Raw genomic sequence first — 16,870 nt, forward strand, 5'->3', positions numbered from 1 at the left:
ATAACTCACTGTTTTAAAATGGCTAATTCCTTGGCACGCATTGTGATTACTCACTTAATTAGTAATCAAATAACCAAGACTCAAGGAGAGCCACATGACAGACATCGTAGTATTTGGAGAAGATTTTGGTGGGTTACCCTCTTCCACTCAGCATATTGTCAAGCGACTAGCAGCGAACCATCGCATCCTTTGGGTTAACTCCATTGGCCTTCGTCAACCTAAGCTGGATTCTAAAGACATACAGCGTGCGTTAAACAAACTCACTCGTGTATTTCATAACGTAGGCTCACACAAGCCAACATTGGACTCTGAAACAAGCCCAAACATTCACATCATCAACTTGCTCACCATTCCTGCCCCTAGCTCTGCATTAGCAAGAAAAGTGGCCGCTAAGATGATGAAACACCAACTCAATAAACAATTACAAGCTCTTGGTTTTGATAAGCCTGTATTTTGGACGTCGCTCCCGACTGCTGCCGATCTTTGTGCAGAAATGAACCCACGTGGACTGATTTACTATTGTGGCGATGACTTTAGCGCTTTAGCTGGTGTTGACCACGACACGGTGGCCAAGCACGAACGTACTCTTGTTAATGCGGCCAGCGTTATCTTTACGGCAAGCGAAACACTCTCCACCAAATTTCCATCTGGTAAAACCGTCACTTTGCCTCACGGTGTCGACGTTAGTCTGTTTTCTGAGCCAGCACCTAAGGCTGAAGATTTTCCTAATAATGGTCGCAAAGTGCTGGGCTTTTATGGCAGTTTGTCTGAATGGTTAGACTACGACTTAATTGCCCAAGTCGCAGACCAAGCGCCTGACTGGGATCTCGTGTTCATCGGCCCTAACGAGTTCAGTGATAATCCACTTCCACAAAGATGCAACGTATACTACCTGGGCCCGAGAGCGCATCACACTCTGCCACGTTACTCCCAACACTGGGATGCCAGTTGGTTGCCCTTTGTTGATAACGCTCAAATCAAGGCATGTAATCCGCTCAAACTTCTTGAGTACTTGGCAACAGGAACCCCTGTTATCAGCACACCGTTTCCTGCATTAATGCCCTACAAACATATGCTTCATGTGGTTCAAGATGTCGAAGACGTGCGTGCCAGTCTCGATCACCTCCTACCGCCACCGACAGATTCAAAGTCATTTGTTCAACAGCAAAGCTGGGAAGCAAGAGCCAACCAAGTTGATAAATTAGTGAGGGCGCTATGAACGATTTAAGAGAAAACCTCAGCGTACTGTTACATGGAGCTTGGAGACGTCGCTACATGATCGTTATTCCTATGCTTGTATTGCCTGTGCTGGGTTTCATCGTAAGTAAACTGGTTCCGACGACTTATGTTGCTCATACCAGCATGCTTATTCAAGAGACAGCGAAAATGAACCCGTTCCTTCAAGACCTTGCCGTCTCAACAATGCTTAAAGACCGATTGAGCGCACTCAGTACTCTGCTAAAAAGCCGACACGTTTTGTATTCTGTCGCAAAAGAACAATCGCTGATCAATGACGAGATGAGTGCAAAAGAGCAAGAGTTCATCATAAAAGATCTTGCGTCGCGCCTGTCTGTTCAGCCACTCGGTAAAGACTTCATTCAAATTCAATTGCAAAGTGGTAAATCAGAAGGAATGGAGTCGATGCTCCTCTCTGTCAGAGAGCATTTCGTCGAACAGCTTTTGGCTCCTGAGCGTTCTTCGATTAAAGATTCGAGTCATTTTTTGACTATCCATATCAACAAACGCAGGGAAGAACTAGACAAGGCTGAACAAGCTTTTGCAGAGTATAAAAATACTTACTCAGACGCGACACCCGAAATGCAAGCTCAAAGCCTTACTCGCCTTGCTAGCCTCAAACAAACGCTAGCCGAAAAGGAGGCGGAGCTTGCTGGTGTTTCACGAAGTCTAGGCAGTTTGGATCAACAACTATCCAAAACGAACCCGGTTATCGGTAAACTGGAAGAGCAAATCATCGACATTCGTAGTGAACTTACCCTGCTTCGCGCTAAATACACAGAGGCGCATAGTTTAGTGCAAGGTAAGTTGCGAGAATTAAACCGGTTGGAGCAGGAACGCTCGGTACTCTTGAACTCTAAACAACCAGAACTAAACAGTGCTCAACTATGGGATATCGCGAGCAATACCACAGTAAACAGTCTTGGCGAAGCACAGCCTCTACTTGTCTCCCAACTACATCAATTACAAATGATGCGCGGACGTTTTGAAGCACTTACGGAAGAAACCAACAGCTTGCGAGACATGATCCAAGAATTAGAGCGAAATGCGCACCAATTTGGGAGCACAGCGACAGAAATCAACCGCTTAGCTCGTGACGTCGCAGTGAAGAGAGAAATGTATGATGAACTCGTCGAACGCTATGAGATGGCCCAACTAACGGGTTCTTTGGGAGAGTTTGAAGAGAATAAGCGCGTAAAAATCATTGATGAACCGTTCACGCCAACGATTCCAACTAACTTACCTAGTTTTGTATTTGTCATTTTAGGATTTATTGGTGGCGCTGGTTTAGGCATTGGATTAGCGACGATACTAGAGTTAGCCGATAACTCTATCCGCTCTAAAAGAGCATTAGAAAAACACCTTGGTGTTCCTGTCATCACCACTTTACCTAACGTAGTGTACGGAAACTAACCGCCATAAGAACTCATTTACAAGCACTCGGTCGGCGAGTGCTTTTCTTTTACTACTGCCTTATACAGCCTCATAGCATGTCCACTAATATGAATCTCAAATTGAGAATAAACATAAAGTCTCACAAACATCAATATTAACCCATTGTTTTTAAATGATTAATTTTTTGGCACGCAGTCTGCAATTCCTAAATAAACAACGAACTCAACGAGGGTTTGAAAATGGAATTCAGACAAAAACACAATAACACTAAGCACAGCAAAAAAGTGATATTACACGTCGTGCAACACTTAGCTCCTGGTGGTTTAGAAACGCTCGTACTAGAAATGCTTCGTTTTGCGCAGCCAAACCATTCCGTTTTTGTCGTGAGCTTAGAAGGAAGCAAAGAACATGCACTACAAGGCTGGCAAAAACTATTGCCCTACCAAGGCCAACTGCACTTTCTTAATAAGAAACCTAGATTCAGCGGAAAAACCATCAGTACGCTGACTTCCATGCTCAAAGGACTTAAGCCTGACGTGGTCCACACCCATCATATCGGCCCACTTCTGTATGGTGGTATTGCTGCACGTTTAGCGCACGTACCTGTAGTGATTCATACCGAGCACGACGCATGGCACCTTAATAACAAAAAATCAGCTCGACTACAGTCCCTTTTGCTAACGATGATTCGCCCGCAAGTAGTTGCCGATGCTAACTTTGTCGCCCATCAAATACAGACTAAGTTAAAGTATCGCAAAGTTTGTACTATCCATAACGGGATTGACTGTCAGAAGTTTAAAAGCGGTGACCAAACGGCAACAAGACACTTGTTTGAACTTCCAACCGACAAAATCGTGATTGGCGTTGCCGGGCGTCTAGAAGCAGTTAAAGGCCATAAAGTGCTTATCGAAGCATTCTCTCATCTTACGCCAAACACACACCTAGCCATTGCTGGAGATGGTTCTCAGCGAGCTCAATTGGAAGCACAAGTTAGAACGTTAAAACTTGAAGATCGAGTAACCTTTTTAGGCTTGGTCGACGATATGCCCAGCTTTTACCAAAGCCTAGACTTGTTTTGCTTACCATCACTTCAGGAGGGCTTTCCTCTCTCAACCCTCGAGGCTCAAGCATGTGACATTCCTTGCGTCGCAACGGATGTTGGCGGCGTGAAAGAGACGCTCTGTCCGAACAACAGCACACTGGTTGAAGCAAATCGCGTGTTTTCGTTGGCAGAAGCGTTATCACAACAACTGGAATCATCACACCGTTCTCCTCGAACTTTTATTCTCAAACACTTTGATATCAGAGACATGGTGAGTCGCTACTCACGTTTGGCCAAGGAGGCTAGCTATGAATGATTTACTTTGGATTATAGGGTTTGGTTTATCCGCATTTTTGATTGTCTATCATCACGTTGGGTACCCACTGCTCCTTAAATGGCTTCCTTTAAAACGGCAAGCCGAAACCAAAGCACCATTTGTAGAGCGAGCTTACAAAGCCTCCAAAACAGATAACCAGCTACCCTCTATTACTGTCATCGTGCCCGCCTACAATGAAGAACAATGGATAGCAGAGAAGATCCGTAACCTTGCGAGCCTAGATTACCCGAGGGATAAATTAAGGGTAGTGATCGCATGTGATGGCTGCACAGATAACACAGCCGAGATTGCTCAAGCGACAATTCAAGAAGCAATCTGCTCTGATACTCTGTTCATTATTAATGATCACCAAGTCAATCGCGGTAAAGTTGCCCTACTCAACGAAGAAATGCGTCATGTTAGCTCGGACATTACCGCACTGAGTGACACGTCGGCATTGATTTCTTGCGATTCTCTGTTGCTAGCTAGTCAGCATTATCAAAATGAGAACGTTGGAGTGGTTAACGCAACATATCAAATAATGAGTACTGATAACCAAGGTGAAGCGGCGTATTGGCGATACCAGTCTCGAGTAAAGCATCAAGAATCCTTGTTAGGTTCAACGATTGGTTCCCACGGTGCATTTTACACTTTCAGAACTCACTTATTTGAACCACTGGAAGTCAGCACCATTAATGACGACTTTATTCTCCCTATGAGAATCGTTTTGCGAGGCTATAGCGCTATTTACGAGCCAAACATGCTGGCTCTTGAACTAGAACAGAGCTCAGACAACGCAGATTTCAAGCGGCGCCTAAGAATTTCAGCGGGTAACATGCAGCAGCTCATGCAATTAAAGCAATTACTGCTACCTCGTTATCGTGGCACTGCCTTTGCATTTCTATCGGGAAAGGTTCTGCGCTTAGCAACACCCTATTTGATGATTGTTTGCTTTATTTGCTCACTACTACTGGCACACAATCCGCTGTTTCAAGTAATGCTGTTCGCTCAAGTTGGCATTTATAGCATCGCGCTTATCACTTACTTGATGCCAGCACTTAACACAATTAAACCTTTTAAGCTGATTAGCTACATCGTCATTGGTCATCTCGCCAACTTTATCGGCGGTATGAAGTATTTACTCGGAATGGAAAATGGACGTTGGAAACGCGTCAACCAATAAGGAAAGCATCATGAAAAACTCACGCTACGATTCAAATGTATGCCACGCGAAAAGAACGTTTGATGTACTGGTTGCAATGCTTATTTTGGTCGTCACTGCACCGCTATTCCCATTTATCGCGCTAGCTATAAAAATCACATCGAAAGGCCCAGTGATCTATCGTCAACTGCGTGTTGGGCGCTGTACACCAGAAAAAATGGATCTTTTTCAAATCATGAAGTTTCGCACCATGTATATTGATGCAGAGCAACGCTCTGGCGCAGTATGGGCAACTGAAAATGATCCCCGCATCACGCCAGTAGGACGCTTTTTACGCAAAACGCGTTTAGATGAACTACCTCAACTGTTTAATGTGTTGAGAGGTGAAATGTCGATGATTGGGCCGCGCCCAGAACGCCCAGCTTTCTACCAGAAATTGGAAGATGAAATCCCCTATTTTGTAGAGCGCACATATGGCGTGTTACCAGGTATCACAGGCTTAGCTCAGGTTAACCAAGGCTATGATGCATGCATTGAAGATGTAAGACGCAAAGTTGGGTTTGACCACAGTTACGCACTAAGCTTAGGTTCGTTTTACTCTTGGATTTCAATGGACCTTTCAATCATGAGCAAAACATTCGTTGTGATGATTGACGGACGAGGTCAATAACTTCCGGTTCTGGTAACGGTCACTCTTGCCACTGGCGGCGCATCTTTTCTATCGTCGCTGGTGGCACGTCATGAATGCTTTGATACGCTCCGTGACACACTTTAATTTCCACCTCGATGCGCTTCTTCATGCAGTAGTCCATGTAACGCTTCATCTCCCAATGTCGAACAAACGTATTGCTCACAATCACGACTCTCCCTTTGTTCAACCACTTTCTAGTTTGCTGAAAACACCACTCATGCGCTTGAGGTAATTGAACCGGTTCAAAGTGATAATCACCTTCATCATTTTCAAAATACATGTCAGCTTCAAAATGCTTAGCACCAAGCTCTATTGCCAGTTGTTTTGCTAAGGTTGTTTTACCTGAACCCGGAAGTCCACGAATAAGAATGAGTTTAGCCAGTGACATAATGCAGTTTAATGAGGTGGAAATAAGCCTAAACTGTAACGAAATTATTGGAAAAGAAAAGTAGAAATAAAAAATGCCGAGCACATTAGGCTCGGCATTTAAACTCAATCATGGATCGTGTTGTATTTATTTGTAAGCTGGCAGTTCTGTTCTTAACCCTTTCACCAAACTTACGCACATCAACAGCAGAACAAAAGTAAACGGTAATCCTGTTGCAACAACACCCGATTGCAATGCTTGCAGGGCTTCTTTACCACCAACCCAAAGCATTACGGCTGCAATTGCGCCTTCAATACACGCCCAGAAAATGCGTTGCGGTACTGGTGCATCAATCTTACCACCGGCGGTAATACTATCGATAACCAGCGAGCCAGAGTCTGACGATGTAATAAAGAATACCAGAATCAGCACGATAGAAAGCATTGAAATCACTGAGCTATACGGAAGCGCATCGTAAACATGGAACAGAGTCAATGAAATATCAGTTAGGCCATTTGCACCTAGCTCACCAACTTTATTCACCACTTGGTCAAGCGCGATACCACCAAACACAGACATCCAAATCAAAGTAACAACTGTAGGAATAACGATGACTGCGAATAAGAATTCTCGAACCGTACGACCTTTAGACACACGCGCGATAAACATACCAACAAACGGTGACCAAGATACCCACCAAGCCCAGTAGAATACCGTCCAGCCGTGCATCCAAGTTTCATCTTCACGACCGTGAGGGTTACTCAATGGAATAATATTTTCAATGTAAGCCATTGTTGTGTCGCGTAGCGAGCTCCACGCCGTATCAAACGTGATGAAGGTAATGAAAATAAGCAGCGCAAACGCAACCACCATATTGACGTTACTCAGTAGCTTAACACCACCATCAATACCACGAATCACTGATAGCACCGCGATAAAGGTAACGAAGGTGATCACAATCATTTGTGTACCAATGCCGCCTTCTAGACCAAAGACATGGTTAATACCACTGGTCGCCTGCTGAGCACCTAGACCTAGCGACGTTGCAAGACCAAATAGCGTCGACAAAACGGCAAGGATATCAATAACGTGACCTAACCAACCCCATGCACGGTCACCAAAAATTGGATAGAACGCCGCGCGCAATGAAAGTGGTAAACCTTTGTTAAAGGCAAAAAACGCTAATGCTAGTGCAACGAGTGCGTAAATACTCCAACCATGCACACCCCAGTGGAACATAGTGGCACCCATCGCGAGGGATTTTGCTTCTTCGGTGTATGGTACTGCGTTAAGTGGCATTCCCCACCAATCAGTGAAATACGCGGTCGGCTCAGCCACACTCCAGAACAGAAGACCAATACCCATACCCGCGGCGAAAAGCATCGACAACCAAGAAACGGTTGAGTGATCCGGCGTTGCTTCTTTGCCTCCTAAGCGGATTTTACCTAGCGGAGAAAAAAGAAGAGCAACGGCGAACAATAAGAAGAAGTTTGTCGACCACATAAAGAACGCATCAAACTGTTCGATAATTCCGTTTTTTAGACCGTTTAATACGTCTCGAGCAGTGGTTGGCTCAACAAGAAGAAGTGAAATCAGACAGAAAACAACGAGCCCCGCACTAATGCCAAAAACCGGGTTATGTATATCGAATCCCCACTTTTGAACGTTATCCTGTCCAACCTGATAATCGGTTGTATCAATACTATATTTTTTAAATGCATTATCCATAAATACAAATTTAACGTGAATTTGAAACGCCCCTCAGGTGAGAAGAACTCCAATACCGCCCTCCATTAATTTGAACTCTAAAGTTTTAAAGCGGGACGAATTTTAGCAGCAATCACATATTTTTGCAAAAAGTCGTGATTTATTGCATTTTAAGCTCAATTCGAGACAGATGAAGGGGAAATAATATCAACACAAAAATTATGAGGTCTAACGATTGATTTTGTCGTAGGTTGTAGACTAGAAAAGACACAAGAAAGACTTAAGTTCATAGCCAGTCACTGCGCAAATAGAGAAGACCTCCGCTGATTTGGTTTCACAATTAACGACGAAACCAAATCAGCAAACCTTTCATCCAGCGAGCGTTATAAGAAATGGAAGGTGATGTTCCCTGTTACGCTGCTAACGGTATCGCTATCGCCTTCAATATCCACGCCAAACGCTTGATAACTCGCGCCCACAGACACATTGTCAAGCAAGAAGTATTCGGCACCAACACCATACATGTAAGAGACGCCATCATCTTTGTCTAAGTTTCTAAGTCCACCGTCATAATCAACGTTGAATGCATTGATGCCGCCTTTTGCGTAAACGTGTAACGGGCCGAAGTCGATACTAGGTTTCGCCGCTAAATAGAATGAATCAAAATCAGCACTACCCCTGCTGCCACTCAAAGATAAATCCACTTTGCCGTGATTAAAGTAGCCTGCTTCAATGCCAATGAACGGCAAAATACCAGTACCGACATGAATACCGTAGGTTGTATCATTTTCGCTGTCGATATCGGACTGACCAATTTGGCCACCAGCGTAAATCCAAGAGTCAGCCATTGCTGACGTTGAGCACAACGTTAGAGCGAATAACGAGAGTGTTTTTTTCATACTATCCCTTCCTGATCGATTCCTAAGCGAAACATTACGCAAACATGCGCATTTAATCGCCACTATATATTGGAAAGCATAGGCATTTTAAGACTCTAAAAGTGAATAATTTATGTTCAACTTTTGTTTTGTGACTTCCAGACAAAAAAACACCGACATAAAGCCGGTGTGTTTCATATGGTGTTAGAAAGCTTGACGCTTATAGGAAATGTAGTGTTGCGTTAACAGAGAACGTGCTGATATCGTCTTTACCAGCAGTGTAGTTCATGTAGCTAGCACCAACAGACATCGGGCCAAAAATGAAGTACTCAGCACCCACACCGTACATTAGGTCCAAATCGTCATCGTCTTTGCCGCCTTTCACTTTTTTGTCCCACTGATGGAAACCACCTTTTGCGTACACGTGTAGCGGACCGAAATCGATGCTTGGCTTAAGTGCCGCGTAGTAAGAAGTTAGCTTAGTGTCTTGACCATTTACGTTGAACTCACCGTGTTGTGTTACACCAGCTTCAACACCAATGATAGGTAGAATGCCTGTACCAACGTGAACAGAGTATGATGTGTCCGTCTCACCTTTGTAGTCAGACTGACCTACTGTTGCACCACCGTAAATCCAAGAATCCGCCATTGCCGCAGAAGATGCGCCAAGTAGCGCCACTGCTAATAGAGTTTTTTTCATCATCTACCTTTACTCTTTATTATTCCCACGTCTGCATAACTCAGTCGTTGGTACTACAAATAAAGGGAGGCGAACTATTGCCTCCCAGAACTAAAAAATAATGCTTATTGAGTTACTAGCAATTAGTGTACCAGCAACTTCTTAAGCGATAATTACAAATCTGACACTATTTTACTGGTTGATTAGCAAGCATCAATCGCGTTTTTGACTCGTTTATCAGAAACAGGATAAGGAGTGCCTAATTGTTGAGCAAAGTAACTCACGCGAAGTTCTTCAATCATCCAACGCACTTCTTTTACATTTTCAGGAATAGCCACACCTTTCGGGATCTTGTTCAGCAACTCTTTATAGTCTTGAGTCACAGATTCAATCTTCAGCATATGTAAACGATCTTTGTTTGGATCGATAGGCAACTTCTCCATACGGCGCTCTATCGCGCGCATGTAGCGAAGAATATCCGGCAAGCGCTTCCAGCCACATTCCGTTGCAAAGCCTTTGAAGATCAAGCCTTCAATTTGTGCTTTGATATCGGACAGAGCAAACGCCATTGTGAAGTCGATCTTGCCTTTTAGCTTCTTATTGATGCTAAACGCCGTGGTCAGAATAGTCTCAACCTGTTGAGCGATCTCTACAACGGTGTCACCCAATTCAGCACGAACGTGTTCTTTCAACGCTTCGAACTTCTCTGGCTCCCAAACTAAACCACCCTGCTCTTCAATAAGCTTATCGACACCGCAGGCAATGCAGTCATCTATCAGATCAAGCACTTTGCCGTAAGGGTTAAAATACAACCCCAACTTCGATTTGTTCGGTAAGTTAGCGTGCAAATATTTAATTGGAGACGGCACATTCAACAAAATCAAACGACGCTGACCAGCACGCATTGCCGTTATCTGCTCGTACTCCGTTTCGTAGAGTTTGATTTCAACGCTGTCTTTGGTATCAACAAGCGCCGGATACGCTTTTACATCGTAGCCGCCACGTTTTTGTTGATACACTTTCGGCAATTCGCCAAAACTCCACGTATGCAGACCTTGCTGTTCGATATCGTCATCCGCAACTTTGGAAAGCGTTTCTTGAACTTTGTCTTTCAAACTTTCTTTCAGTTCATGAAGGTCTTTATGTTCCTTCAGTTTACGATTTCGATGATCAACCGCACGGAACGTGACTTTCAAGTGCTCAGGTACTTGTTCCAAGTTCCAGTCTTCACGCAGTACCTCTACGCCCGTCATGCGTCGCAACTCTTTCTCTAATGAATCTAGCAGCGGCGCTTCCATTGGCGTGACGCGTGCTAAGAATGCATCGGCATAGTTCGGCGCAGGTACAAAGTTCTTACGAATTGTCTTTGGCAACGATTTAATCAAGCTAACCACAAGCTCATGGCGCAAACCAGGGATTTGCCAATCAAAGCCCGCTGGTTCAACTTGGTTTAAAATCGGCAACGGCAAATGCACTGTGACACCGTCACTATCATCGCCTGGTTCAAATTGGTAACTCAATTTGAGCTTCAAACCATTTTGATGCCAGAAGTTCGGGTAATCCAAATCGGTCACATGGCTAGCATCACCCTTGAACAGCATCTCTTTTTCAAAGTTCAGCAGTTCCGGATTTTCTTTAGATGCCTTTTTCCACCACGTATCGAAATGCTTACCAGACACCACTTCGGTGCCAACGCGTTGGTCATAGAAATCAAACAGCTCATCATCATCCACTAAGATGTCTCGACGACGAGATTTATGCTCAAGCTCTTCCACTTCTTGCAGAAGCTTACGGTTTTGCTTAAAGAACGCGTGTTTGGTTTCCCATTCACCCTCAACCAATGCACTACGAATGAAGATTTCGCGACTTACGGTCGAATCGATACTGCCGTAGTTGACCAAGCGTTTCGGTACGATTGGTACGCCGTAAAGCATCACTTTTTCGTGCGCCATCACCGCAGCGCGTTTCTTCGACCAATGTGGTTCGCTGTAACTGCGTTTAATAAGGTGTTTAGCTAACGGCTCAATCCATTCTGGCTGAATCTTGGCGATGATGCGACCCCAAAGTTTTGAGGTTTCCACCAGCTCAGCCGACATGATCCACTTAGGTTGCTTCTTGAACAGCCCTGATGCCGGGAAGATATGAAAGCGAGCATTACGAGCGCCTTGATATTCATTCTTTTCTTGGTCTTTCATGCCGATGTGCGACAGCAAACCAACCAAAATGGCACTGTGTACGCCATGGTAAGAAGCGGGCTCATCGTTAAGCTTGAATTCCATCTCACGCATCGACTGATGAATTTGGAAGTACACATCTTGCCACTCGCGAACGCGCAAGTAGTTCAAATAGTCTTGCTTACACTGTTTGCGGAACTGATTGCTAGACAAGGCTTTTTGCTGCTTTTGGATGTATTCCCACAAATTCACAAATGTCAGGAAGTCCGACTCTTCATGGAAGAAGCGACGATGTTTATCGTCTGAAGATTGTTGTTTGTCGGAAGGACGCTCGCGTGGATCTTGAATCGACAAGGCAGCTGCGATGATCATCACTTCTTTAAGCGCACCATATTTTGGCGCTTCCAATACCATACGCGCCAAGCGCGGATCGATTGGCAAACGCGCTAATTGGCGACCAATGGAAGTCAGGCGTTTTTTCGGATCTTTTACCTCAGAGTTAATCGCACCAAGCTCTTCCAGCAAACGCACGCCGTCTTGGATGTTACGTTTATCCGGTGCTTCCACAAACGGAAACGCTTGAATATCACCCAAACCAAGTGCCGTCATTTGCAAGATAACCGACGCTAGATTGGTACGTAGGATTTCAGGATCAGTAAACTCTGGGCGTGACTCAAAATCTTCCTCTGAGTACAGACGAATACAAATACCCTCTTCCACACGACCACAACGACCTTTTCGCTGGTTCGCACTCGCCTGAGAAACTGGCTCAATTGGAAGACGCTGAACCTTAGTACGGTAACTGTATCGACTGATACGCGCCGTACCCGGGTCGATAACGTACTTAATACCCGGAACAGTTAGCGAGGTTTCTGCCACGTTGGTTGCCAGTACAATTCGGCGACCAGTATGAGGTTGGAAAATCTTATTCTGCTCACCTGCCGACAAACGCGCGTAAAGCGGCACAATTTCCGTGCTCTTCAGATTACGTTTGGACAATGCATCTGCGGTATCACGGATTTCACGTTCACCATTCATGAAAATCAGGATGTCACCTAAACCTTCATCGCACAGTTCATCTACCGCTTCGAAGATGCCTTCAAGCTGGTCACGATCATTGTCGTCATCACCGCTTAGTGGGCGGTAACGTGTTTCTACTGGGTAAGTACGACCCGATACTTCTATGATTGGTGCATTGTTGAAGTGTTTTGAGAAGCGTTCTGGGTCGATGGTTGCCGACGTGATGATCACTTTCAAATCAGGACGACGTGGCAGCAACTCTTTCAAGTAACCCAAGATGAAATCGATGTTGAGGCTGCGCTCGTGCGCTTCATCGATAATGATGGTGTCGTATTGATTCAAGAAACGGTCGTGCTGAATTTCAGCCAACAAGATACCGTCCGTCATCAATTTGATTTGGGTATTTTCAGAGATCTGATCGTTGAATCGAACCTTGTAACCAACAAACTCACCAAGCTTGGTTTCCATCTCTTCGGCAATACGGTTAGCAACCGAACGCGCAGCAAGACGACGAGGCTGAGTATGACCAATCAGGCCAAATTTACCGCGACCAAGCTCAGCACAGATTTTTGGTAGCTGAGTGGTTTTACCAGAACCGGTTTCACCCGCGACGATAACCACTTGGTTTTCTTCGATCGCTTTCGCAATATCGTCGCGTTTTTGGCTTACAGGCAGGATTTCTGGGTATTCAATCGTTGGTTTGTAGTTGCTGCGCTGCTCTGCAACCATCATGGATTTTGCGATGTCTAATGCGATTTCGTCGAACACAGCATTACGCGCTGCGTCCTTCTTAATTTTGCTTGCACCAGAAATACGTTTACTCAAGCGGAAACGGTCGCGCATCATGCACTGATTCAGCGCTTTACGCAGAGATGCCGCGCTATTCACTTGAGCCTGAGGTGTTTGAGCTTGTTTCGCTGTCGCTTTTTGCGCACCATTTGACGGTGTCGCTTGCTCTTCAGCTAGATTCTTTTTTGGGGGCTGTGACGAAGTCAAAGCGTTTCCTATTCTTTTCATTACAAAAACTGCGCGGATTGTATCACACAAGATCTGTAACAAGATAACCGAAAGCTCATTCAATTTTTTCGAACATGTTCAGCGAATCGCTAGGCTTTTGAACTCACTTACGTTGCTTATAATGGCTCCCATAGTCGAAAGCACTTATTTAAGGAATAACCATTATGTCTCGTGTACTAGCTCTAAAATCAAGCATCCTTGGCGATTACTCTCAATCAAACAAATTGGTTGAAGACTTCATCAAAAATGTAGACCAAGACAAGCTTACTGTTCGTGATTTGGCTGCAAACCCGCTACCTGTTTTGGACTTCGCCGTTGCGACTGCACTGCGCGCTACAGAAGATCTTTCACAAGAACAGCAAGCGGTGGTCGACTTGTCTGACACCCTTATTGAAGAAGTAAAGGCCGCAGACACTTTGGTTATTGCCGCTCCAATGTACAACTTTACCATCCCGACTCAGCTTAAAAACTGGATTGATTTGATTGCTCGTGCAGGCGTGACATTCAAATACACAGAAAACGGCGTTCAAGGTTTGATTGAAGGTAAAAAGGCGATTGTAATAACGACTCGTGGTGGTATTCATAAAGATTCACCAACTGACAACGTTACGCCATACCTACGCACTGTGCTGGGTTTTGTAGGAATCACTGATGTGGAATTTGTTTACGCAGAAGCGCTAAACATGGGTGAAGATGCGGCTGCAAAAGGCATTTCAGAAGCGCAAAGCCAACTTGCAACAATGGCGTAAGTTAGAAGAAACCAGAATACAAAAGGGATTGGTTCGCGCCAATCCCTTTTTGGATCCTTATGCCTTGATCGTATTTATAGGGTCTCTTACATCGTCAAAAACGATTCACTTTCTCCAAGTTGCGTATTGCATCGAGGTAGACTTTTTCTAAAGACCGCTCAGCTTCGCTTATCATATTCTCGATCATCGCATTAAACGCGACATCGCTACGGATTTCTATATTGTCTCCCGCCTTAACGTCAAGAGAGTTGACGTACAGCACCAACCATTCATCGCCCTCCAAGTGCCCTTCTCCGTGAATGGCAAAAAAGCGTTTGGCAAATTCAGCGTTGGTACAATTTATCGCTTCAATTTGAAGATTGAATGAGGAGTCGATACTCATGGTGCTTATGCCATCCGATTCATCAGATGCATCACAAACAGCCTTAACTCTGGCACGATATACGAAATTTCTCGTTGAAAGCAGCATAGTATTATTCATCATTACTCATAATGGGCGATAAATAAGTCAGTTGCAAATCCGACCTATATGCATCTCGTGATGCGCTAAAACTCGAACTGGAAATAAATAGTATTGTAGTTGCTCCCACCTTTAATTCGCCCAAACTGCGAAGCGCTTTCAAAAATCGCCGAGCGGTGATGCAATGAATAGCCCACCCACATATTGTTCCAGCTCTTTTGGTTGAAGAGATCGCCTACATTGACATCAAACGAGAAATCTAGGTAGTTGAGCAACTTGCTTGGTGTATAACCCTTGTCTTCCATTTCTGTGCCTTCAATATAGGTAATGCTATCAATGTATGACACACCTTCCGCTACACCAAATCGCCAAGTCGTAGGCCAATTAACCGTATAATAAGCCTTAATCGCCATGACGTATTCTGTGCTCGCAGACTGAACACTGGACGACCAGTGATGAACCAACCCTGGCGTTAAATAAATATCAAGAGGAAAACCAAACAGCTCATCCGTTAATGGATGCCCATAAAACAATGAAGTAAGTTGATTGTCGTATGGGTCTTTTTCTCTCTCAAAGCTAAATATTTCACCGATGTTCGAAGGCGTCGCCCAACCATGCGCAATACGTAGATATGCTTTATTGCTCAGTGTCGGTTTCGGAACTTTGCTTTTATCGTTGAAAAAGCCAAAACCGACAAACACTTCTCCCTGATATCGATCTTCTACAAGCTGACTGTTGTAGGCGTTATCATCTAAGCGAGTAACACTCGTCTCACCCAATAAATACAAATTTGAAGTTACATGGTAACGCGCTTTAATACCAAGATTGGTGTCAAGCCCAGCTCCAATTCTCTCGCCAGTACTATCCTTAAAGGAATAATATTCACTATTGAAATCAGCGTCTTTGTATCGAATCGTAATCGATGGCTCTAATTCCCAATCACCAAATACATAATTGGCAGCAAGGCGGTAATTAGAGTGAAACTGGAGTTCGTCGTCCGTCATCAACTCTACTTCTGCGCGCCAATTGTCGTTAATGCTATAACGCACTTGCCCACCGAAATCGACTCTGTCTCCTTCATTAGCATTTTGTAGTGACATGGGAATATCGACAAATCTCAATCGCATGAGTGTGCTCGCACGCCAGTCGGAATCACTCTCGTTATACAAAAAAGCGCCACCTTCAATGCCATTGATATACACATGTTCGTTTTCAAAGAACATCATTGGTACAAATGTACTCACCGTAGAGTCATTATCGGCGGTATAAAACGGAATCGATGCTGTGCGATACATCGCAGCAATCCCCCACGTTTGTTCTTCTGCACCATGCGCAGAAGAAACTGCCGCAGCTAAAGGTAAAGCGAGTGTTGTTAGAATTAATCTCTTCATGAGTTCGAAAAATGTTGGTTGAGAAGCAGGCAAACATCAATGATTTGCCATTAAAAGCTTATGTTCTGCTGATGATAGCCGTTACAATGGCAAATGTTGTCATCCTCGTGACAGTTTGAGTCCCAAGATCATATTAATATTGCACGACTAGGTGAGCTTGTTTGCGAATATTTTACCATTACAACAAGCGCTTAAACTCTAGCTTAGTTCTAAATCAAACATAATGAAGTAAAAAGTGAAAGCATCAGAACTCATCTCTACCTTGAATCATTTACCCGCAGACACAGACCCAGACATTGTGATGGGAGAAGCATGGCTGCCAGAGAGGTTGATAGGGACTCAACTCGATGGTGACATGTTGTTTTTGCACTTTGATAATGCACCAGAAGATGGTCAAGGTGACGAAGAAGGGCGTGGCTTCGTCGAACACGAAATCGACCTAATTAGAACTCGGCTTCAGCAAATTTTGGATGAAGACAGTGATAACGCGTCAAAAGCCGATGCGATGCTTGGTTTGTTCCTTATGGGACATGAACTTAGTAGCTCGCAAGTTATCGAAATATTAGAAGAAGCTGACACATAAGGA

14 protein-coding genes are annotated in these 16,870 nt (G+C 44.4%); 7 read left to right on the forward strand and 7 right to left on the reverse strand.

Going from position 1 to position 16,870, the window contains the following annotated elements; translation table 11 throughout:
• Positions 1-94: 94 nt before the first annotated feature.
• The 5 genes from R7O03_RS06235 to R7O03_RS06255 all read left to right on the forward strand — a co-directional run bounded on the left by R7O03_RS06235 (position 95) and on the right by R7O03_RS06255 (position 5,821).
• Positions 95-1,219, forward strand: a complete 1,125-nt coding sequence (locus R7O03_RS06235; RefSeq protein WP_318071527.1) for a glycosyltransferase — start codon at positions 95-97, stop codon at positions 1,217-1,219.
• Positions 1,216-2,649: a GumC family protein gene (locus R7O03_RS06240; RefSeq protein ID WP_005377649.1), complete on the forward strand. Its 1,434-nt coding sequence runs from the start codon at positions 1,216-1,218 to the stop codon at positions 2,647-2,649. Before R7O03_RS06235 ends, R7O03_RS06240 begins: the two co-directional genes overlap by 4 nt.
• A gap of 221 nt (positions 2,650-2,870) precedes the next feature.
• Positions 2,871-3,989, forward strand: a complete 1,119-nt coding sequence (locus tag R7O03_RS06245; protein ID WP_213877494.1) for a glycosyltransferase — start codon at positions 2,871-2,873, stop codon at positions 3,987-3,989.
• On the forward strand, positions 3,982-5,172 hold the full coding sequence (locus R7O03_RS06250) for a glycosyltransferase family 2 protein (protein WP_176310954.1): 1,191 nt from the start codon (positions 3,982-3,984) through the stop codon (positions 5,170-5,172). The genes R7O03_RS06245 and R7O03_RS06250 overlap by 8 nt, the downstream gene beginning before the upstream one ends.
• A 10-nt stretch (positions 5,173-5,182) precedes the next feature.
• Positions 5,183-5,821 (forward strand): sugar transferase, encoded by a 639-nt coding sequence (locus tag R7O03_RS06255; protein WP_054576904.1) that lies wholly within the window; start codon positions 5,183-5,185, stop codon positions 5,819-5,821.
• 19 nt (positions 5,822-5,840) lie between these two features.
• Here the strand turns inward: R7O03_RS06255 and R7O03_RS06260 are convergent, their stop codons facing one another.
• The 5 genes from R7O03_RS06260 to hrpA all read right to left on the reverse strand — a co-directional run bounded on the left by R7O03_RS06260 (position 5,841) and on the right by hrpA (position 13,663).
• On the reverse strand, positions 5,841-6,230 hold the full coding sequence (locus R7O03_RS06260; RefSeq protein ID WP_005377656.1) for an ATP-binding protein: 390 nt from the start codon (positions 6,228-6,230) through the stop codon (positions 5,841-5,843).
• A 126-nt stretch (positions 6,231-6,356) separates the two neighbouring features.
• Positions 6,357-7,937 (reverse strand): BCCT family transporter, encoded by a 1,581-nt coding sequence (locus tag R7O03_RS06265; RefSeq protein ID WP_005377659.1) that lies wholly within the window; start codon positions 7,935-7,937, stop codon positions 6,357-6,359.
• A 362-nt stretch (positions 7,938-8,299) separates the two neighbouring features.
• Complete coding sequence (locus R7O03_RS06270) at positions 8,300-8,815, reverse strand: outer membrane beta-barrel protein (RefSeq protein WP_005377661.1); 516 nt, start codon at positions 8,813-8,815, stop codon at positions 8,300-8,302.
• A gap of 199 nt (positions 8,816-9,014) precedes the next feature.
• Entirely contained in the window at positions 9,015-9,494 is a 480-nt protein-coding gene (locus R7O03_RS06275; protein ID WP_021033871.1) for an outer membrane beta-barrel protein, read from the reverse strand.
• A gap of 182 nt (positions 9,495-9,676) precedes the next feature.
• Positions 9,677-13,663 carry an ATP-dependent RNA helicase HrpA gene (gene hrpA, locus R7O03_RS06280; protein ID WP_170893799.1) on the reverse strand — a complete coding sequence of 1,329 codons (3,987 nt, stop codon included), beginning with the start codon at positions 13,661-13,663 and terminating at the stop codon, positions 9,677-9,679.
• Positions 13,664-13,848: 185 nt separating this feature from the next.
• Between hrpA and R7O03_RS06285 the strand changes: the two genes are divergently transcribed.
• Positions 13,849-14,433, forward strand: a complete 585-nt coding sequence (locus tag R7O03_RS06285) for an FMN-dependent NADH-azoreductase (protein WP_025766683.1) — start codon at positions 13,849-13,851, stop codon at positions 14,431-14,433.
• Positions 14,434-14,527: 94 nt separating this feature from the next.
• Here R7O03_RS06285 and R7O03_RS06290 read toward each other — a convergent pair whose 3' ends face one another.
• Positions 14,528-14,917 carry a hypothetical protein gene (locus tag R7O03_RS06290; RefSeq protein ID WP_228009997.1) on the reverse strand — a complete coding sequence of 130 codons (390 nt, stop codon included), beginning with the start codon at positions 14,915-14,917 and terminating at the stop codon, positions 14,528-14,530.
• A gap of 62 nt (positions 14,918-14,979) precedes the next feature.
• The gene (locus R7O03_RS06295) at positions 14,980-16,284 is read right to left on the reverse strand and encodes a MipA/OmpV family protein (protein WP_213886726.1); all 1,305 of its coding nucleotides are present in this window, start codon (positions 16,282-16,284) and stop codon (positions 14,980-14,982) included.
• 235 nt (positions 16,285-16,519) lie between these two features.
• On the opposite strand from R7O03_RS06295, the gene R7O03_RS06300 reads away from it, so the two are divergent.
• On the forward strand, positions 16,520-16,867 hold the full coding sequence (locus R7O03_RS06300) for a hypothetical protein (RefSeq protein ID WP_213886725.1): 348 nt from the start codon (positions 16,520-16,522) through the stop codon (positions 16,865-16,867).
• Positions 16,868-16,870 lie beyond the last annotated feature (3 nt).

It is taken from the genome of Vibrio sp. Vb2960, assembly GCF_033337665.1.
Classification (GTDB): Bacteria; Pseudomonadota; Gammaproteobacteria; order Enterobacterales; family Vibrionaceae; genus Vibrio; species Vibrio alginolyticus.